This window comes from Rhodopseudomonas sp. P2A-2r, assembly GCF_026015985.1.
In the GTDB taxonomy this organism is placed as follows: domain Bacteria; phylum Pseudomonadota; class Alphaproteobacteria; order Rhizobiales; family Xanthobacteraceae; genus Tardiphaga.
The window spans coordinates 6,650,391-6,667,850 of the sequence record NZ_CP110389.1 but is presented as its reverse complement, the minus strand read 5'-3'; the positions used below and the strand labels follow the sequence as shown (position 1 = coordinate 6,667,850).

Here is a 17,460-nt window from a genome sequence, read left to right as displayed (position 1 = left end):
GTCTACCCGGCCGCCGCCGTCACCAGCGCGATCAGCTCGGTGCCGTAACGCTCCAATTTCTTGTCGCCGATCCCCGGAATGCCGCGCAGTTGCGCCAGCGAGGTCGGGCGTGCGGTGGCTATGCCGTCGAGGGTGGCGTCGTGCAGGATGACGTAGGCCGGCACGCTGGTCTTCTTGGCGAGTTCGGAGCGCCAGGCGCGCAGAATGTCGAGCAGGTCCGGGTTGGCGTCGCCGTTGCTTGCCGTCGGAACGCCGCGCCGTCGTGCGCCACCGCGCTTGCCGAGCGGACCGGCGGCCTCTTCGCGCAGCATCACTTGCGTCTCGCCCTTCAGCACGCCGCGAGCTGATTCGGTTAGCGTAAGAGCGTTATAGGCCTCGCTGTCGGGGCGCAGATGGCCGAGCGCCACCAGTTGCCGGATCGCGGCGCGCCACTGCTTGTCGCTGAGGTCGGCGCCGACGCCGAACACCGAGAGCTTGTCGTGGCCGAACTGCTTGACCTTGTCGGTGTCGCGCCCGATCAGCACGTCGATCAGGTGCATGGCGCCGAACCGCTGCCCGGTGCGATAGGCGGTGGACAATAGTTTTTGCGCAATCACGCTGCCATCCTTCACCAGCGGCGGCGTCAGGCAGTTGTCGCAGTTGCCGCATTTCGCGTCCGTTACGGTCTCGCCGAAGTAGCCCAGCAGTGTTGTGCGTCGGCAATAGGTGGACTCGGCCAGGCTCACCAGCGCCTCGAGCTTGCTGATAGACACTCGCTTGAACGCTTCGGCGCCGGTGGATTCGTCGATCATGCGGCGCTGCTGCACGATGTCCGAGAGGCCGTAAGTCATCCAGGCATCGGACGGCTTGCCGTCGCGGCCGGCGCGGCCGGTCTCCTGGTAATAGGCCTCGATGCTTTTCGGCAGGTCGAGATGGGCGACGAAGCGCACGTCGGGCTTGTCGATGCCCATGCCGAACGCCACGGTGGCCACCATCACGATGCCGTCCTCGTTGATGAAGCGGTCCTGATTGCGCGCGCGCAAATCGGCGGGGAGGCCTGCATGATAGGGCAACGCCGGAATGCCCGCCTTGGTCAGCGCCGTGGCGGTGTCCTCGACCTTGGCGCGCGACAGGCAATAGACGATGCCGGCGTCGCCGGAATGGAATTCGTTGATGAAGGCCTGCAGCTGGGTCTTGCCGTTCAGCTTGTCGACGATCTGATACTTGATGTTCGGGCGGTCGAAGCTGGCGACGAAGCGCGGCGCGTCGTCGAGCTGCAGGCGATGGGCGATCTCCTGCCGGGTGAGATCGTCGGCGGTGGCGGTGAGCGCGATGCGCGGCACGTCGGGGAAGCGCTCGGCAATGACCGACAGGCCGATATATTCCGGGCGAAAGTCGTGGCCCCATTGCGACACGCAATGCGCCTCGTCGATGGCGAACAGTGCGATCTTGGCGCGGCCGAGCATGGTCAGGCAGCGTGGCGTCAGCAGCCGTTCCGGCGCCACATAGAGGACGTCGAGGTCACCGGCGAGTAGCCGGCGTTCGACCTCGTTGGCCTCGTCCCATGTCAGCGATGAGTTCAGCACCGCCGCCTTGACGCCGGCCTCGATCAGGCCCGCGACCTGATCGCGCATCAGTGCGATCAGCGGCGACACCACGATGCCGCAGCCCTCGCGCAGCAGCGACGGCAGCTGGTAGCACAGCGACTTGCCGCCGCCGGTGGGCATCAGCACCAGGCAGTTGCCGCCATTGGTGACGTGGCGGACGATCGCTTCCTGCTCGCCGCGAAAGCCGGGCAGGCCGAATACCGAGTTCAGGATCGACAGCGCATCGGGCGCCATATCGGACTCCCGGAGACGGGCGGTGAGGGTAGCGGGAGCGGGCATACAGCGGAAGATCCCTGATTCGTCCCCCACCTATAGCAGACAGGACGGCCGTTTCGGCCGGATGCGCGGCTTTACCCACGGCGGCCGAAGTTATATGACGAAACCGTGTCCGGCCTTGCCGCCGCCACACCGATCGCGCAGAGAACGCCGATGTCCTTCATCTTGCGCATTGTGTCATGGCTGACCAGCCGCGGTCCCCACGTCCGGCGGGTCGCGGCCAATGAGAATGCCGCGCCCAAGGGCCGGATTCGCAAAGAAGACGCCAAAGGCGCCGGTCGTCGTCCATGTGATCGGCCATCGGTTGCCCATCGCCCGGCTGGGGCGCGCCGCGGCGCTCGACATCTGGAACCTGTCGGATCCGACCCGGCTGGCGCTGCTCTATCTGCAGCACGGCCGCCGCCTGCGCCTGCCGGCCCCGCAGACCATCGTCGAGTTCGGCAAGGCTGCACAGCGCAGCAACTCCCGCGACTAGCGAGCTATCGTTCCGGGGCCGAAGCGGCGCCAGCCGCGACCGAACCCGGAATCTCGGCATGTTCATCGTCCCGTCTCGGGATTCCCCGCCAATCCGATTGGATGCGCTGAGGTTCACGTCCGGCCAACGCCGCCCGCGCACCGGAAGGACAATGTGTGGCTGCCCCCTTGCGGAACCAACGCGGTTCCGGTCGATTGACGGGCACACTCAACCGCGAGGCCAGCGATGACCGACAACAATTTCATGGGTGCCGAGCCCGGCTTTACCGAGCGCGTCAGGACCACAGCGCGTGAAGCCGCCAAGACCGGTGGCGAGATCGGCGAGATCTTCAGCGATGTCGTGGATCGCCTGAGCGACGTGGTGGATAACGCCCGCCGTCCCGGCAAGCCGCTCGATACGCTGAGCAAGGTTGTCCGCGAAGCGCCATTGGCGTCGCTATTCGTCGCCTTTGTCGTCGGCGTGGCGTTCGCGCGCAGGCGCTGATCGGATGGATGCGCGGACGCCGGCAAAACCGAATTTCGACGATCCGGACAGTTTCGTCCGCGTTCGCGGCGCCCGTGAACATAATCTCAAGAACGTCTCGCTCGACATCCCGCGCAACGCGCTGGTGGTGTTTACCGGCGTGTCCGGGTCCGGCAAATCCTCGCTGGCATTCGGCACGCTCTATGCCGAGGCGCAGCGCCGCTATCTGGAATCCGTATCGCCCTATGCACGGCGGCTGTTCAACCAGATGTCCATTCCGGAAGTCGACGAGATCGAGGGCCTGCCCCCGCCGTCGCCTTGCAGCAGCAAAGGGGGCGCCGACCACGCGCTCGTCGGTCGGCAGCGTCACCACGCTGTCGAACCTGCTCCGCATGCTGTATTCGCGCGCCGGCGATTACCCGCGCGGACAACCGCTGCTCTATGCGGAATCGTTTTCGCCCAACACGCCGGAGGGCGCCTGCCCCAATTGCCACGGCATCGGCCGCGTCCATGATGTCGCCGAAAAATCCATGGTGCCTGACGACAGCCTGACGATCCGCGAGCGGGCCATCGCGGCATGGCCGACCGCATGGGGCGGCCAGAACTTGCGCGATATCCTGGTCACGCTCGGCTACGACGTCGACACGCCGTGGCGCAACCTGCCGAAGAAGGACCGCGATTGGATCCTGTTCACCGACGAGCAGCCGACGGTACCGGTCTATGCCGGCTATACGCCGGCAGAAACCAGACGCGCGCTGAAGCGCAAGGAAGAGCCGAGCTACCAGGGCACTTTCACGGGCGCGCGAAAATACGTGCTGCAGACCTTTGCGACCACGCAGAGTGCGATGATGAAGCGCCGTGTGTCGCAGTTCATGCTGTCAAGCAATTGCCCGGTGTGCCACGGCAAGCGGCTGAAGCCGGACGCGCTATCGGTGACATTCGCCGGTTTCGATATCGCCGATCTCCAGCGCCTGCCGCTGAAGCGGCTCGACGCTCTGCTGCGGCCCTTTCCCGGCGCCCGGAACACGGTCTCCGCCGCGCATCCTGAAAAGGCGCTGGTGATTCATCGTATCGTTGAGGACCTGCTGGCGCGTCTTGCGGTGCTGCTCGATCTCGGCCTCGGCTATCTCGCGCCGGAAAGGAGTACGCCGACGCTGTCGCCGGGCGAGCTGCAACGGCTGCGGCTGGCGACGCAGGTGCGCTCCAACCTGTTCGGCGTGGTCTATGTGCTGGACGAGCCCTCCGCCGGGCTGCATCCGGCCGACACCGAGGCGCTGTTGCGCGCGCTCGACCGGCTCAAGGCCGCCGGCAACTCGTTGTTCGTCGTCGAACATGAACTCGACGTTATCCGCCATGCCGACTGGATCGTCGATGTCGGCCCCGGTGCGGGCGCGCACGGTGGCGACGTGTTGTACAGCGGGCCGCCCGCGGGACTGGCCGAAATCGAGGCGTCGCAGACGAGGCGCTATCTGTTCGACGATGGCGGCAGGCGAGAACGGCTGCCGCGGCCGCCGCGACAATGGCTCAAGCTCCGCGGTGTCACCCGCAACAATCTCGATCGTCTCGATGTCGACATTCCCCTCGGCGTGTTCACCTCGGTGACCGGCGTGTCCGGCTCCGGCAAATCCAGCCTGATCAGCCAGTTTCTAGTCGAGGCGGTGGCCGACCGGCTCGGCCAGCGCAGCGAGCCGGTCGAAGACGACGCTGACACGCTGCAGGAGGAGGGCATCAAGACACTCGGCGGCGATATCGTTGCCGGCATGGAGGGCATCAAGCGGCTGGTGGTGGTCGATCAGAAGCCGATCGGCCGCACCCCGCGCTCGAATCTGGCGACTTATACCGGCCTGTTCGACCATGTGCGCAAACTGTTCGCCGCGACCAAGCAGGCAAAGGCCCGCCGCTACGATGCCGGCCGGTTCTCCTTCAACGTCGCGAAGGGCCGCTGCGAGACCTGCCAGGGCGAGGGGTTTGTCAGCGTCGAGCTGCTGTTCCTGCCGTCGGTCTATGCACCATGCCCGACCTGCCATGGTGCGCGCTATAACGCCAAGACCCTGGAAATCAGGATCCGCGACAAGTCGATCGCCGATGTTCTCGCCATGACCGTTGATGCCGCATTCGACTTCTTTGCGGATGACGCCGCGTTGCAGCGCTCGCTCGGCGTGATCCGCGAGGTCGGGCTCGGCTATATCCGGCTCGGGCAATCGGCCACCGAACTGTCCGGCGGCGAGGCCCAGCGCATCAAGCTCGCCACCGAGTTGCAACGCGCGCACCGCGGCATGACGCTCTACGTCCTCGACGAGCCGACCACCGGGCTGCATCCGTCCGATGTCGACAAGTTGATGAGGCAGCTCGATGGCCTAGTGGCCTCCGGTAACACGGTGGTGGTGGTCGAGCACGACATGGACATGGTCTCAGCCAGCGACTGGGTAATCGATATCGGACCCGGGGCCGGCGACGAGGGTGGCACGGTGGTGGCGTCAGGAACACCCGCTGACGTGGCGCGGTCCCCGGAGAGCCGCACTGCTCTATATCTGGAGCGGGCGCGCCGCGGTCGCGCCTGACCGGATGGCGGTCAGGCCGCCATATCCCACAGCCGCGGTGAGCCGCGCAGCACCACCTTGCGGCCTTCGGTGGTGATCACGGGATGTCCGTCGGCGATCGCCGCCAGGTCGAGCGCGATCAGTTGCTCGATCATGTGCCCGCCGAGCTTGGCGGAAGCCGGTCCTGTCGGGCGCAGCGCCTTCAGGGCCGTCCATTGTTCGATTGTCAGTTGGTCGTCGATATCTGCGGTCATGGTCTTTCAGTTCTGAGTTCGTGCAGCACGGCTCTAGGCAACGACCATGAAGGTGATGCGACCATATTGCGCCGGTATCTTGTTTTCGTGGGGAAGGTCACGAACTGCGCGGTTTGGACGAGCGTTTTACGCGACTGTCACGTCAACGTGTCAACAGATCGACCCTGAACGGGGCGCGAATCGTGTGCGTGATTCGCGCGGTTTGGCCAAGGGAGAAATCTGCTGCGTGCGCTGCAAAAGGTGATCGGGGTGATTCGCAAGCGCGCGGGCTGGCGCGGCCTTGGCATGCTGGTCAGCCTGGTCATCGCCGTGGTCGCGTTCATGGCGCTGGCGCGGGCGCTCAAGGGCGTCGATCTCGACCAGGTGCTCGCCGCAGTCCGGCAGACGCCGGCCCTGCAGATCGTGCTGGCGGTGCTCTTCACGATTCTCTCTTATGCCAGCCTCACGCTCTATGATCTCCTTGCACTGCGCCTGATCGGCCGCCGCGACATTCCCTATTGCGTGGCGGCGCTGGCCAGTTTCACCAGCTATCCCATCGCCCACGGCACCGGCGCCGTGCTGCCGGTGTCGTCGGCGATTCGTTATCGCATCTATGCCGCCCATGGCGTCACCGTCGCCAATGTGGCGCGGATCTGCTTTCTCACTGGGCTAACCTTCTGGCTCGGCAATCTCGCGGCACTCGGGCTGAGCATCCTTTATGCGCCCGACGCCATCAGCCGCATCGATCATGTCTCACCGCAGGTCAACCAGATGATCGCCGGGGCGATGTTGCTTGTGCTCGCGCTCTATATCGCCTGGACCTGGAACAGCGCGCGGCTGTTCGGCGCACGGCGCTGGTCGGTGCCGCTGCCCTCGGGCAAGAACGTCTTCATCCAGATCGGCATCGGTATCGTCGATCTCGGCGCCGCGGCGCTGGCCATGTATGTGCTGATTCCCGCCGACATGAATGTCGAACTCGCCCGCGTCGTGGTGGTGTTCATCGCCGCGACCTTGCTCGGCTTCGCAAGCCACTCGCCGGCCGGCATCGGCGTGTTCGACGCCGCCATCCTGGTCGGCCTGGGTGGCGAGCATAACGAGCCGCTGCTGGCGGTGTTGCTGCTGTTCCGCCTGATCTATCACGTCACGCCGTTCATGCTGGCGCTGGCGCTGTTCAGCCTGCGCGAAGTGCTGCGCGCCATGGAGCGCCGTCGCGAACTCGCGCGCCAGGCCGCGGGCTAGCGCAGCGTCAGCACTGCCTGTTGCGCATAGCCGCGGAACGGTCGCTTGAAGGTGAGTTCGGCGCCGGATCGCGCGGCCAGGCGCTCGACGGCATTGCGCAAGTCGTTGCGCGGCGTCACGTCGAACAGGGCCAGCCAGCGCAGCAGTAGCTTTGCCGCAATTGTGGGAAGGCCGGACTGGTCGCCGAAATCGACGATGTGCAGTTTTCCGCCATGCTTGAGGCAGGCCAGCGCATTGTCGAGCACCAGTTGCCAGTCGGGGATCATCGACAGGCTGTAGCAGATCATCACATGGTCGAAGCGGGCGACCTGAAACATCTTTCCCGGATCGAAATGGGTGGCGTCACCGTGGGCGACGCGCACCGATCGGGCGAGACCGGCGCGGTCGATCGCCGCAATCGCGGTGGTCAGCATTTCCGTGGAAATATCGAAGCCGAAGATGGCGGCTTGGGGATAGCGCCGCGCGGTGTGGACCAGGTTGCGGCCGGTGCCGCAGCCGATCTCCAGCACGCTGGCGCCGGGCTTCGGCTGCAGGCCGTCGATCAGCTGGTCGCGGCCAAGCAGGTAGTAGCGTCGAGTCATGTCATAGATGTAGCGCTGCCAGCGGTACATCTTGTTCATGCGGACGGCGGCTTCCGCCGGCCGCACGGCCTCCACGCCTTCATCGGTCTCGAATACAGCCAGCATGATCACCTCGTCGCGCAGGGGTGGCTGCATTCTGCATTCCACTGTTACGCGACGGTCATGTGACAGCGCGCAGCACATGGAGCATGAGACTGTCGCAAAACCGCAGTCTGCGCTTGATATTTGTTTCAGATTGACGATTCGAGGGAACAATGAACACGCAGCAGCTCATCGCCGACGCCGTTCGCAACAGCCGCGGTCACCACGAGGCCACCATCTGGGACCGGCTGTTTGCCCTCTGGTTCCGCCGGCTGGTCTACACCCAGATCTGGGAAGACCCCGAGGCCGATCTTGCGGCGCTGCAACTGCCGCCCGGCGCCACCATCGTCACCATCTCCAGCGGCGGCTGCAACGCGCTGTCCTATCTCGCGGCGAGCCCGATGCAGATCTTTGCGGTCGATCTCAACGAGGCGCATCTGTCGCTGCTCAAGCTGAAGCTCGCCGGCTTTCGCGCGCTGACCGACTACGCCGACTTCTGGGAGTTCTTCGGCGAGGGCAATGCGGTCGCCAACGCCACGATCTATCGCGAGCGGCTGCGGCCGGTGCTCGACGCCGAGGCCCGCGCGTTCTGGGACGAGCGCGATTTCCGCGGCCGGCCGCGCTCGAGCTACTTCACCAACGGATTCTATCGTCACGGCGCGCTCGGGCATTTCATCGGCTTCGCGCACCGGCTGGCGCGGCTGGCCGGAATCGATCTCGCCGTGCTGCTGAAGGACGACGCGCAGTCGCCGGCGCGGCAGCGCGCACTGGCAAAGGTGCACCGGCTGTTTCATTCCCGGCTGGCGCGCTGGATGACGCGGACGCCGGCGCTGCTGTTCAGCCTCGGCATCCCGCCGCAGCAGCGCACGCTGCTCGGCGGCGACCAGCCGCTCAACGAGGTGCTGCACCAGCGCCTGTTGCGCCTGATCGACGTGCACCCCAACGCCACCAACTATTTTGCCTGGCAGGCGCTGGCGCGCAGCTATCCCGGCCCGGGTGACACATGCCTGCCGCTGTACCTGCAGCAGGGCCGCTTCGATGCCATGCGCGGCGGCGCCGGGCTGATCACCCCGGTGCACGCCAATCTCCGCGTGTTCCTGGAAAACCAGCCGGCGCGGCAGATCGATGCTGTCGTGCTGCTCGATTCCCAGGACTGGATGGCGCCCGATGAGATCCGCGCGCTGTGGAATGCGATCGACCGCGCCGGCAGCGACAAAGTGAAGATCATCTTCCGTACCGCAGGCGCGGAATCCTCGCTCGATCATCCCCACCTCGCCTCGCTGCAGCAGACCTGGCAGCGCGACGACGTGCGCAGCGCGCAGGGCCTGGCGCAGGATCGCTCGGGAATCTATGGCGGCTTTCACCTCTACACCCGCAAATGAGCGGCGGTGGGCGCTTGCGCGAATTGACGCGAGTGTCCTCCGCGCGTACATAGCCTTCCATTCGGACGACATCGCGGAGGGTAAAACCGTTCGCGATGTCAATGAGTTAATAGCGACGACGGACTTGCGCCGGTCGTCGTAGCCAACCGCTCTCGCATGGAAGATTGCATCATGATCAAGCGCCTCGTTCCCGGCAAGCGTCTCAGCCAGGCCGCCATCTACGGCAACACCGTCTATCTCGCCGGCCAGGTGCCCAACGATTACACCGGCAGCATCGAGGCGCAGACCACGGAAGTGCTCGCCAAGATCGACGCGCTGCTCAAGGAAGCCGGCACCGACAAGACCAAGATGCTGTCGGTCACCGTGTGGCTGCCCAGCATGGGCGATTTCGCCAAGTTCAACACCGTGTGGGATGCCTGGGTGCCGCAGGACAACACGCCGGCGCGTGCCTGCGTCGAGGCCCGCCTCGCCGATCCCTCGATCAAGGTCGAGATCGCCGTCATCGCCGCCATCGGCTGAAGCTGGTCATTCCGGGGCACGCTTCGGTCGGCGAAGGCCAGCTGAAGCGTGAACCCGGAATCCCGATCTATGCAGCTTCGCTAGGCCGGAACGTCTCCGGGACAAGGTTAAGCCGCTTCGATTTTAAAGGATCAAACTCTAGCAGTCTGCTGAAAAACCAGCTCGCCAAGCGGTTTTCTTGATGATTCACTTTGTCATCTCGAATCGGTGGAGACGAGCATGCGCGGCAATTTTGTGGATCAGGGCGGGTTGTTTTCGTACATTTCACCAGACAAGCGGGTGCCGACGAACCACCCTCTGAGGAAGATCCGCGAGCTTGTCCGGGATGTGCTGGGTGAGTTGAGCCGTAGCCTGGCGAAGCTTTACGCCAGCGAGGGACGTCCTTCGATTCCTCCCGAACAATTACTGAGCGCGCTGTTGCTGCAGGTGTTCTACGGCATCCGCTCGGAACGCCAGCTGATGGAGCAGCTGAACTATAATCTTTTATATCGCTGGTTCGTAGGGCTTTCACCGGACGATCCGGTCTGGGACCCGACCACCTTCACCAAGAACCGCGACAGGCTGCAGAACGGCGAGGTGTTTGCGAAGTTCATGGCCAGGCTCCTGAACCATTCCCAGGTCAGGCCGCTATTGTCGAACGAGCATTTTTCGGTGGACGGGACGCTGATCGAAGCCTGGGCTTCGCAGAAGAGCTTTCGTCCCAAGGACGGCAGTGGCGACGATGACAACGGCGCCAATTTCCATGGCCAGAAGCGCAAGAACGACACCCATGCCAGCACCAGCGATCCCGACAGCAGGCTCTACCGCAAGGCGGCCGGGCGCGAGGCCAGGCTTTGCTATATGGGCCACGCGACCATGGAGAACCGGCATGGCCTGGCAGTCGCCGGCATGGTTACGCACGCCAATGGCACGGCCGAGCGCCGCGCTTCGGAGACGATGTTGAAGGCTCGGCGCAAGACGGCCCGCCGCCGCATCACGGCCGGTGAGGACAAGGCCTACGACACCGCCGATCATGTGGCCAAGCTTCGCGCCATCGACGTGACGCCGCATGTGACGCAAAACAACGCCGTCACCAAAGCCGGCAAGACCCGCACCAGCGCCATCGACGATCGCACCACACGACATCCCGGCTATGGCATGTCGCAATCACGCCGAGCGATGATCGAGTGCATCTTCGGCTGGGGCAAACAACACGGCACCATGCGCAAGACCAAGCATCGCGGCATCGGTCGCGTCGCCGCCGACTTTCTCCTTAACCTGATCGCCTACAATCTGATCCGCATCCCCAAACTGCTCGCAGCATAGGCCACCGGCTTCGGGGACAACCCCGGCACCCCGCCGATAAGCGCGCTCCCTCACCGCTCCCCACTTCGATAACGACCGCAGAGAGACAAGAAAACTCTCAAATCTAGGGTTTTTCAGCAGACTGCTAGAGATTGCGTTTCAGCGTCTCGGACGGGAGTTCGTCGAATTCCTTGCGGTAGTCGCGCGCAAAATGGCCGAGATTGGTGAAGCCGCATTCGAAGGCGACGCCGGTGATGGATGTCTTGCGGTCGGGGCTGGACAGTCGCCGATGCGCGCAGCGCAGCCGGGTCTGCTTGACGAATTTCATTGGTGTGGTGCCCAACGCCGAGAAATGCTTGTGGATGCTGCGCGGGCTGACGTCGTATTCGGCAGCGATCTCCGGAATCGAGATAGGCTTGTGCGAGTTGGCCTCGATGTGCCGCATGATGTCGCGCATGGCTTTCGGCGCGATCTCGGGCTGTTTGCGCGTCTTGGCATCGGAAATGTCGATCGTGGCGCCAAGGACGCTGGTCACCTCGTTGGCTGCATCGACGACGCAGGTTGCAATGCCGCGCATCCAGCGAATCGATCCGTCGGCGCGCACGATGCGATACTCGTGGGAATACGCCCCGCCATTTATCGCGCGTCTCATTGCCGAACATACCGACGCCCGATCATCGGGATGAACAAGCTCAAGAAACCGCTCGATCGACAGTTCGGATGTGGTGTCCGGAATGCCGAACAGGGAATTGTAGCGCTGCGACGGCTTCGCCTTGCGAGACTTGACGTCCCAGTTCCAGGTGACGAGGCCGCCCAACTCTTCGGCGACCTCGAGCTGCTGCTGCAGAACCTTCTCTTTTGTAATGTCCTCGATGACGGCCGCAGTCCAGCGGACACAACCATCGGGTCCGCGAATAGCCGTTGCCGTCACATTCACCCACAGCATCTCGCCATTTTTGAGCAGGTATCGTTCTTGGATTTTATATTGGTCGATCTCACCATGCAGCAGGCGCCGATTCTGCTCGACATTCCGGCCCCGGTCGTCGGGGTGCGTGAGGTCGATAAAGAAAATGCGGTTGCGCCGGATCTCGTCGCAGGAATAGCCGAGGATGCGGCTGAATTCCTTGTTGGCATAGATGATGTGCCCGTCGCGTGGGTCGACCAGCGAAATGCCGACCGCTAAAGCGTCAAGGAAGGCCGTTGGCAAATTTCCGATCAGTTCGAGTTCCGCGACTGACATTACCAAATGCGCTTACTTGCCGGCGTTCTGACAATCCGATTCATGGCAATCATTTAACAATAAAGCTTTGCCGTGCCAGCAGAACATTCACTCACGGACTGCGCAGTCTACTAAAAACGCGCACGCGGCGCCAGATTTTCGCTGGTGGTAACACGTCGCGGGTGCAACGCGTTCGTGTTGCACCGTTAAGCAATCAGCCAATAGCCAGCAAAGCAATAAGTACTACTGCGAGACAGGATTTGTCACAAATTGAGCGGGACGGGCGCTCGCAGGCGTAAGCCGTCCCTTACTAAGTCAGGCTATCTATCGCAGCTGGCAATGGTCGAACGTTGGGCGTCGAATTGCCGGCGCGGCGACGCTCGAGGGGCGGAATAGTCCGGCTCGATTGTAAGGGGGATTCATTGTGGGAAGCGTCTTTCATCTGCCCGGTGTTGCCGTCGCTGGCCGGTCTTGCCGCCGGACTCACCGACAAGGCCAGCAAGCTGGAAGCGGCGATTGCCACGATCGGGAAGTGCATCAGGGCCTGCGAACAATTCGTTCATACCTTTGAGGCTCTAATCGCTCGCGCGCGGTTCGAACAGGAAGCCGAACGTCCGTCTGCACGATCAGCTGTCGCTGGCATCGATCTAACTCGTCAGACTCAGTCTCACCTGTGTCACCGCCGATCGGTGCGGCGCAATCTCCGATACGCCGAGGGCTATGCATCGGCTGGGCTGAAACACCTGGGCCGCGTAGTTACCGCCGATCCAACCTGAAGTTCGAGCAAATCCGACATGAAGATGCGTCTGACAATTTCCCGTGCGGTCATCGTTTTTGGTGTGGTGACCGCGATCGGTCTCGCGGTCATCATCGGTACCAGTCTTTACGGCTTGACCCAGCTCAAGGTAGGCGGGCCGGTATACGATCGCGTCAAGCTTGGCAATGATCTGGTCGCCGATATTCTGCCGCCGCCTGAATATGTGATCGAGGCCTATCTCGAAGCCACGCTGGCGCTTCATGATCCGGCTTCGCTGGCGGTGCGTACGGAGCGGTTGACGCAGCTCAAGAAGGATTATGACGACCGCCGCGCGTTCTGGTCGGCGTCCGAACTCGAGCCGGGCATCAAATTCCTGCTGGTCGAAAAATCCGACAGTGAGGTGAAACGATTCTGGGAGGCCGTGGAGCAGAAACTGCTGCCGGCGCTCGGCAGGGGGATGGCAATGCGGCGGCCGCTGCCTATGCCGTGATTACGGCTGCCTATACCGCGCACCGCGTCGTCATCGACGAGATCGTCAAGCGCACCAATGATGCCAATGCGGCCACCGAGGCGGCCGCGACCGATCGCGTTGCGACGTTCACGGTGCTGCTGTGGATTCTGTCAGGGTCGGTTTCCCTGCTCATCGGGGCCGGTCTCATTGGCGTCGCGGTCGGGGTGATCCGGCCGATCACCGGCATGACCGGCGTAATGCAGCGCCTCGCAGACGGCGAGCTGGAAACGATAGTGCCGTCGCTCGGTCGCGCCGACGAGGTGGGGGCCATGGCTCGCACGGTACAGGTTTTCAAGGACAGCGCGTTGCGGGTACGCTCCATGGATGCCGAGCAGGCCGTCATCAAGCGGCAGAACGACGAAGAGCGCAAGATGGCCATGCGGCAGGTTGCCGATGGCTTCGACCAGGCCGTGGGCCAGATCGTGCAAGCGGTGTCAGCGGCATCATCGGAGATCGAGGCGGCAGCGGGCAGCCTGACCAAAACGGCCGAGACCACGCAGTCGCTGTCGGCGACCGTGGCAGCGGCGTCGGAGCAGTCCTCCGCCAACGCTCAGTCCGCCGCGGCGGCGTCCGAGGAAATGGCCTCGTCGGTGACCGAGATCGGGCGCCAGGTTCAGGAGTCCCAGCGCATCTCCCGTGCCGCCGTCCAACAGGCGGAGCAGACCAATGCGCGCATCGGTGAACTGTCGCAGTCGGCGGAACGCATCGGCGAAGTGGTGAAGCTGATCGGCGCGGTGGCCGAACAGACCAACCTGCTGGCGCTCAATGCCACCATCGAGGCGGCGCGGGCCGGCGAGGCCGGCCGCGGCTTCGCTGTGGTCGCTTCAGAGGTCAAGGCCTTGGCTGCGCAAACAGCCAAGGCAACCGAGGAGATCAGCTTGCAGATCGCGCAGATGCAGTCGGCGACCGACCTGTCGGTGACAGCGATCCGCGATATCGGCGCCACTATCGGCCAGGTCTCGGAAATTTCGCAGGCGATCGCCGCGGCCGTCGAAGTGCAGGGCGCGGCCACCCAGGCGATTTCCCGCAGCGTGCAGCAGGCGGCGCAAGGTGCCACCCAGGTGGCCAGCTCCATCGTCGACGTCAACCGCGGCGCGTCGGACACCGGCGCGGCCTCCGAGCAGGTCCACGGTCTCGCCTGCGCGCTGATGAGCGAGAGCGATCACCTGCAGAGCGAGGTACAGAAGTTTCTCGCAGCCGTGCGCGCGGCGTGAATTTTACTGTCATTCCAGGGCGCGAGAGCGAAGCTCGAGCGGACCAGCAACCTCGATATGTCTTGAACATATCGGGATTCCGGCTTCGCGCGCAGCCAACACGACGTCCGCCCCGGAATGACCATCAATCGTACCACGGCCATTCGGCGCCGCCGTCATGGGTGACGGCGCCACCCGGCGCCTGGCCCACCAGCCGCGCGTATTTCGCTAGCGCGCCGGCGCGATGCCGCGGCGGACGCTGCACCCACGCGGCTTTTCGCGAAGCGAACTCCGCGTCGTCAATGAGCAGGTCCATGCGCCGCGCCGGCGCGTCGATGCGGATGCGGTCGCCGTCGCGCACGAGCGCCAGCGGCCCGCCGACAAAGGCTTCCGGCGACACGTAACCGATGCACATGCCGCGGGTTGCGCCCGAGAACCGGCCGTCGGTGATCAGTGCCACCTTCTCGCCCATGCCCTGGCCATAGATCAGGGCGGTGACGCCGAGCATCTCGCGCATGCCGGGGCCGCCGACCGGACCCTCGTTGCGGATTATCAGCACGTCGCCGGCGCTATAGGTCCGGGCCTTCACGGCGGCTACGCAGCTATCCTCGTCCTCGAACACCCGTGCGGTGCCCTCGAACACCGTGTTCTTCAACCCGGCGACCTTGATCACCGCGCCGTCCGGCGCGAGGTTGCCCTTCAGCACCGCGACGCCGCCATCCGGCATGATCGGTTTGGCTGCGCTGTAAATCACCTCGCCATCGGCCTTGTTGGCATTGCCGTATTCCTCGGCCAGCGTCGTGCCGGTGATGCTGAGACAGGAGCCGTCGATGTGCCCGCTCTCGATCAGCGCGCGCATCACCACCGCGCAGCCGCCGATGTCGTAGACGTCCTTGGCGGTGTACTTGCCGCCGGGCCTGAGATTGCCGATCAGCGGCGTGCGCGCAAACACCTCGCCGACATCATCGATGGTGAAGGTAATGCCAGCCTCGTTGGCGATCGCCGGCAGATGCAGTGCGGCGTTGGTCGAGCCGCCGGTGGCGGCGACCATGGCAGCGCCGTTCTCTAGCGATTTGCGTGTCACGATGTCGCGCGGCAGCGGACCGCCTTTACGCAGCATCTCCATGATCAGCCGGCCGGCGCGGCGCGCGGTGTGCGCGCGCTCGGCATAGACGCCGGGCACCATGGAGATGTTCGGCATGGTCAGGCCCATGGCCTCGGAGACCATCGCCATGGTATTGGCGGTGAACTGCCCGGCGCAGGCGCCCACTGTCGGCAGGCAGGCACGCTCGATGCCTTCCAGCGTGGTGGCATCGATCTCGCCGGTCATGAACGAACCGACCGCTTCGTAGGAGTCCAGCGCGGTGATGGTCTTGCCTTCATACTTGCCGGGCAGCGAGCTGCCGCCGTAGATGAAGATCGCCGGCACGTTGCAGCGGACCATGCCCATGATCACGCCGGGCAGCGTCTTGTCGCAGCCGCCGAAGCCGATCAGCGCGTCGAACGCGTAGCTGTGCACCACGGCCTCGATGGAGTCGGCGATGATCTCGCGCGACAGCAGCGAGAACTTCATGCCCTCATGTCCCATGCTGATGCCGTCGGACACCGAAATGGTGGAGAAGTCGCGCGGCGTGCCGCCGGCCTCGCTGATGCCGTCCCGCGCCGCCGCGACCTGGAAGTCGTGGGTCATGTTGCAGGGCGACAGGTCGCCCTTCATGCTGACCACGCCGACCATCGGCTTGGCGATGGCGTCGTCGTCGAGCCCGCTCGCGCGCATGAAGGCGCGATGCGGCGCGCGATCGAGGCCGTCCGTAGTGATGCGGGAGCGCAGTTTGGTCATAGGGGTGGCTTTCGGATTGGTCTCGCAGTTGCGTCACCCTCCCCTGGAGGGGAGGGTCGGCGAACGTCGCGCGAAGCGCGTGTTCGGCGGGGTGGGGTGACGGCGGCAATGATGGAGCGCAACACTTCACCCCACCCCAGATCGCGCCGCGCTACGCGCTTTGCGATCCGACCCTCTCCCTCTAGGGAGGGTAAGAGAACAAGCCTTACTGGATCGGTGCCACGATGGTCGGGTGCTTCCACTGCATCGCGTCCATCTTCGGCAACATGCCGGCCTCGGTGTAGATGTCGAGCATCTTCTGCATCGCCGGGAAGTTCGGTGCGGCGCCGGGATCGCGCGCAAAATCGTTATCCTTCAGCAGATAGGTCTCCAGCACCGGGATCGGTGCCTTCATAACCTCGTTGACGACCTTCAGCGTTTCGTCGCGGTTGGCCAGCGCCTTCTTCATGCCCAGCGTGATGTCCGACACATAGGCCTTGGCGATCTCGGGGTTCTTGTCGACGAAATCAGCGCGGCAGGCTTCGAGGATGTGCACGATGTTCGGCATCGCCTCGTTCAGCGAGAACAGTTTTCGCGTGCCGCCCTTGGCTTCCATGCGCGCCGCGAACGGCTGGTTCATGTTGATGGCGTCGACGCGGCCCTGGCGCAGCGCGTCCTCGGAGGCGGCGAAGCCGATCTCGACCAGCTTGATGTCCTTCTCGGGGTCGACGCCGGCGCCCTTCAGCAGCATCTTGAACGGCCCGTAGGTGCCGCCGCCGATGACGGAGATGCCGACGTTCTTGCCCTTGAGGTCGGCGATGGTCTTGATCGGCGAGTCGTCCTTCACGGCCCAGTACACCGAGAAGCTGCCCGGCTTTTCCGAGACGTGCTGGGCGACGATGTAGGCTTTCAGGTTGCCGCCGTTGACGCCGTTGGCCAGCGACAGCACGCCCTGCGTGGCGCAGTCGAGTGCGCCCGCGGCCAGCGCCTGGGTCATCGGCGAGGTGCCCTGGAATTGGGTCCACTCGATATTGTAGACCTTGCCGAGATTGCTGAACTCGGTCGGGCGCTTCATCATCCAGTACTTGGATTCCTCGGCGGGAATCGTCCAGCCGACCTTGATGGTCGGAATGCTCTGCGCCTTCGCACCTGCGCTGGCCAGCGCACCTGCAGCAAATGCCGCAGCCATCAACCATTTCGATGTCGTCCGCTTCATGTCCGCTCTCCACTAAAGATGACCACCCGCGGTCTCGCGACCGTCGCTGGTGCAAGCCTTTCATGCTTCAAACAATCAGGCAAGTTG

Annotated in this window: 14 protein-coding genes and 1 pseudogene; 9 read left to right on the top strand and 6 right to left on the bottom strand. The window is 64.2% G+C overall.

Annotated elements, in window-relative coordinates; translation table 11 throughout:
• Positions 1–2: 2 nt before the first annotated feature.
• Positions 3–1,820 carry a DNA helicase RecQ gene (gene recQ / locus ONR75_RS31995; RefSeq protein ID WP_265080780.1) on the bottom strand — a complete coding sequence of 606 codons (1,818 nt, stop codon included), beginning with the start codon at positions 1,818–1,820 and terminating at the stop codon, positions 3–5.
• A gap of 271 nt (positions 1,821–2,091) precedes the next feature.
• On the opposite strand from recQ, the gene ONR75_RS31990 reads away from it, so the two are divergent.
• From ONR75_RS31990 to uvrA, 4 genes are all read left to right on the top strand, one after another.
• A complete protein-coding gene (locus ONR75_RS31990) occupies positions 2,092–2,337 on the top strand; it encodes a hypothetical protein (protein ID WP_265080779.1) in 246 nt (81 codons plus the stop codon).
• A 225-nt stretch (positions 2,338–2,562) separates the two neighbouring features.
• A complete protein-coding gene (locus ONR75_RS31985; RefSeq protein ID WP_265080778.1) occupies positions 2,563–2,820 on the top strand; it encodes a hypothetical protein in 258 nt (85 codons plus the stop codon).
• Between the two features lie 4 nt (positions 2,821–2,824).
• Entirely contained in the window at positions 2,825–3,313 is a 489-nt protein-coding gene (locus ONR75_RS33010; protein ID WP_413776413.1) for a hypothetical protein, read from the top strand.
• Positions 3,195–5,360 (top strand): excinuclease ABC subunit UvrA, encoded by a 2,166-nt coding sequence (gene uvrA, locus ONR75_RS31980; RefSeq protein ID WP_413776554.1) that lies wholly within the window; start codon positions 3,195–3,197, stop codon positions 5,358–5,360. Before ONR75_RS33010 ends, uvrA begins: the two co-directional genes overlap by 119 nt.
• Positions 5,361–5,371: 11 nt before the next feature.
• Here uvrA and ONR75_RS31975 read toward each other — a convergent pair whose 3' ends face one another.
• Complete coding sequence (locus ONR75_RS31975) at positions 5,372–5,593, bottom strand: hypothetical protein (protein ID WP_265080777.1); 222 nt, start codon at positions 5,591–5,593, stop codon at positions 5,372–5,374.
• A 249-nt stretch (positions 5,594–5,842) separates the two neighbouring features.
• Between ONR75_RS31975 and ONR75_RS31970 the strand changes: the two genes are divergently transcribed.
• Positions 5,843–6,811 (top strand): lysylphosphatidylglycerol synthase transmembrane domain-containing protein, encoded by a 969-nt coding sequence (locus ONR75_RS31970; RefSeq protein WP_265080776.1) that lies wholly within the window; start codon positions 5,843–5,845, stop codon positions 6,809–6,811.
• Here the strand turns inward: ONR75_RS31970 and ONR75_RS31965 are convergent.
• Positions 6,808–7,497 (bottom strand): class I SAM-dependent methyltransferase, encoded by a 690-nt coding sequence (locus ONR75_RS31965; RefSeq protein ID WP_413776553.1) that lies wholly within the window; start codon positions 7,495–7,497, stop codon positions 6,808–6,810. The genes ONR75_RS31970 and ONR75_RS31965 overlap by 4 nt on opposite strands.
• A gap of 149 nt (positions 7,498–7,646) precedes the next feature.
• Between ONR75_RS31965 and ONR75_RS31960 the strand changes: the two genes are divergently transcribed.
• The 3 genes from ONR75_RS31960 to ONR75_RS31950 all read left to right on the top strand — a co-directional run bounded on the left by ONR75_RS31960 (position 7,647) and on the right by ONR75_RS31950 (position 10,679).
• On the top strand, positions 7,647–8,855 hold the full coding sequence (locus ONR75_RS31960; RefSeq protein ID WP_265080775.1) for a DUF3419 family protein: 1,209 nt from the start codon (positions 7,647–7,649) through the stop codon (positions 8,853–8,855).
• 171 nt (positions 8,856–9,026) lie between these two features.
• Positions 9,027–9,374: a RidA family protein gene (locus tag ONR75_RS31955; protein ID WP_265080774.1), complete on the top strand. Its 348-nt coding sequence runs from the start codon at positions 9,027–9,029 to the stop codon at positions 9,372–9,374.
• 219 nt (positions 9,375–9,593) lie between these two features.
• Positions 9,594–10,679: an IS5 family transposase gene (locus tag ONR75_RS31950; protein WP_265079700.1), complete on the top strand. Its 1,086-nt coding sequence runs from the start codon at positions 9,594–9,596 to the stop codon at positions 10,677–10,679.
• 124 nt (positions 10,680–10,803) lie between these two features.
• On the opposite strand, the gene ONR75_RS31945 is transcribed toward ONR75_RS31950, so the two are convergent.
• Complete coding sequence (locus tag ONR75_RS31945) at positions 10,804–11,898, bottom strand: PAS domain-containing protein (protein ID WP_265080773.1); 1,095 nt, start codon at positions 11,896–11,898, stop codon at positions 10,804–10,806.
• A gap of 779 nt (positions 11,899–12,677) precedes the next feature.
• Here ONR75_RS31945 and ONR75_RS31940 point away from each other — a divergent pair.
• Positions 12,678–14,359: pseudogene (locus tag ONR75_RS31940) on the top strand (methyl-accepting chemotaxis protein).
• A 124-nt stretch (positions 14,360–14,483) separates the two neighbouring features.
• Here the strand turns inward: ONR75_RS31940 and ilvD are convergent.
• Together ilvD and ONR75_RS31930 are read right to left on the bottom strand one after the other, a co-directional pair.
• Positions 14,484–16,178: a dihydroxy-acid dehydratase gene (gene ilvD, locus ONR75_RS31935; RefSeq protein WP_265080772.1), complete on the bottom strand. Its 1,695-nt coding sequence runs from the start codon at positions 16,176–16,178 to the stop codon at positions 14,484–14,486.
• 205 nt (positions 16,179–16,383) lie between these two features.
• A complete protein-coding gene (locus ONR75_RS31930) occupies positions 16,384–17,373 on the bottom strand; it encodes an ABC transporter substrate-binding protein (RefSeq protein ID WP_265080771.1) in 990 nt (329 codons plus the stop codon).
• Between the last annotated feature and the right edge of the window lie 87 nt (positions 17,374–17,460).

Excerpts from the sequence above, each read along its gene's own strand:
- ONR75_RS31990 (WP_265080779.1), top strand. The coding sequence starts at position 2,092 with ATGCCGCGCCCAAGGGCCGGATTCGCAAAGAAGACGCCAAAGGCGCCG.
- ONR75_RS31955 (WP_265080774.1), top strand. The coding sequence starts at position 9,027 with ATGATCAAGCGCCTCGTTCCCGGCAAGCGTCTCAGCCAGGCCGCCATC.
- ONR75_RS31975 (WP_265080777.1), bottom strand. The coding sequence starts at position 5,593 with ATGACCGCAGATATCGACGACCAACTGACAATCGAACAATGGACGGCC.
- recQ (WP_265080780.1), bottom strand. The coding sequence starts at position 1,820 with ATGGCGCCCGATGCGCTGTCGATCCTGAACTCGGTATTCGGCCTGCCC.
- ONR75_RS31930 (WP_265080771.1), bottom strand. The coding sequence starts at position 17,373 with ATGAAGCGGACGACATCGAAATGGTTGATGGCTGCGGCATTTGCTGCA.
- ONR75_RS31985 (WP_265080778.1), top strand. The coding sequence starts at position 2,563 with ATGACCGACAACAATTTCATGGGTGCCGAGCCCGGCTTTACCGAGCGC.
- ONR75_RS31960 (WP_265080775.1), top strand. The coding sequence starts at position 7,647 with ATGAACACGCAGCAGCTCATCGCCGACGCCGTTCGCAACAGCCGCGGT.
- ONR75_RS33010 (WP_413776413.1), top strand. The coding sequence starts at position 2,825 with ATGGATGCGCGGACGCCGGCAAAACCGAATTTCGACGATCCGGACAGT.
- ONR75_RS31945 (WP_265080773.1), bottom strand. The coding sequence starts at position 11,898 with ATGTCAGTCGCGGAACTCGAACTGATCGGAAATTTGCCAACGGCCTTC.
- ONR75_RS31965 (WP_413776553.1), bottom strand. The coding sequence starts at position 7,497 with ATGCTGGCTGTATTCGAGACCGATGAAGGCGTGGAGGCCGTGCGGCCG.
- ilvD (WP_265080772.1), bottom strand. The coding sequence starts at position 16,178 with ATGACCAAACTGCGCTCCCGCATCACTACGGACGGCCTCGATCGCGCG.
- ONR75_RS31950 (WP_265079700.1), top strand. The coding sequence starts at position 9,594 with ATGCGCGGCAATTTTGTGGATCAGGGCGGGTTGTTTTCGTACATTTCA.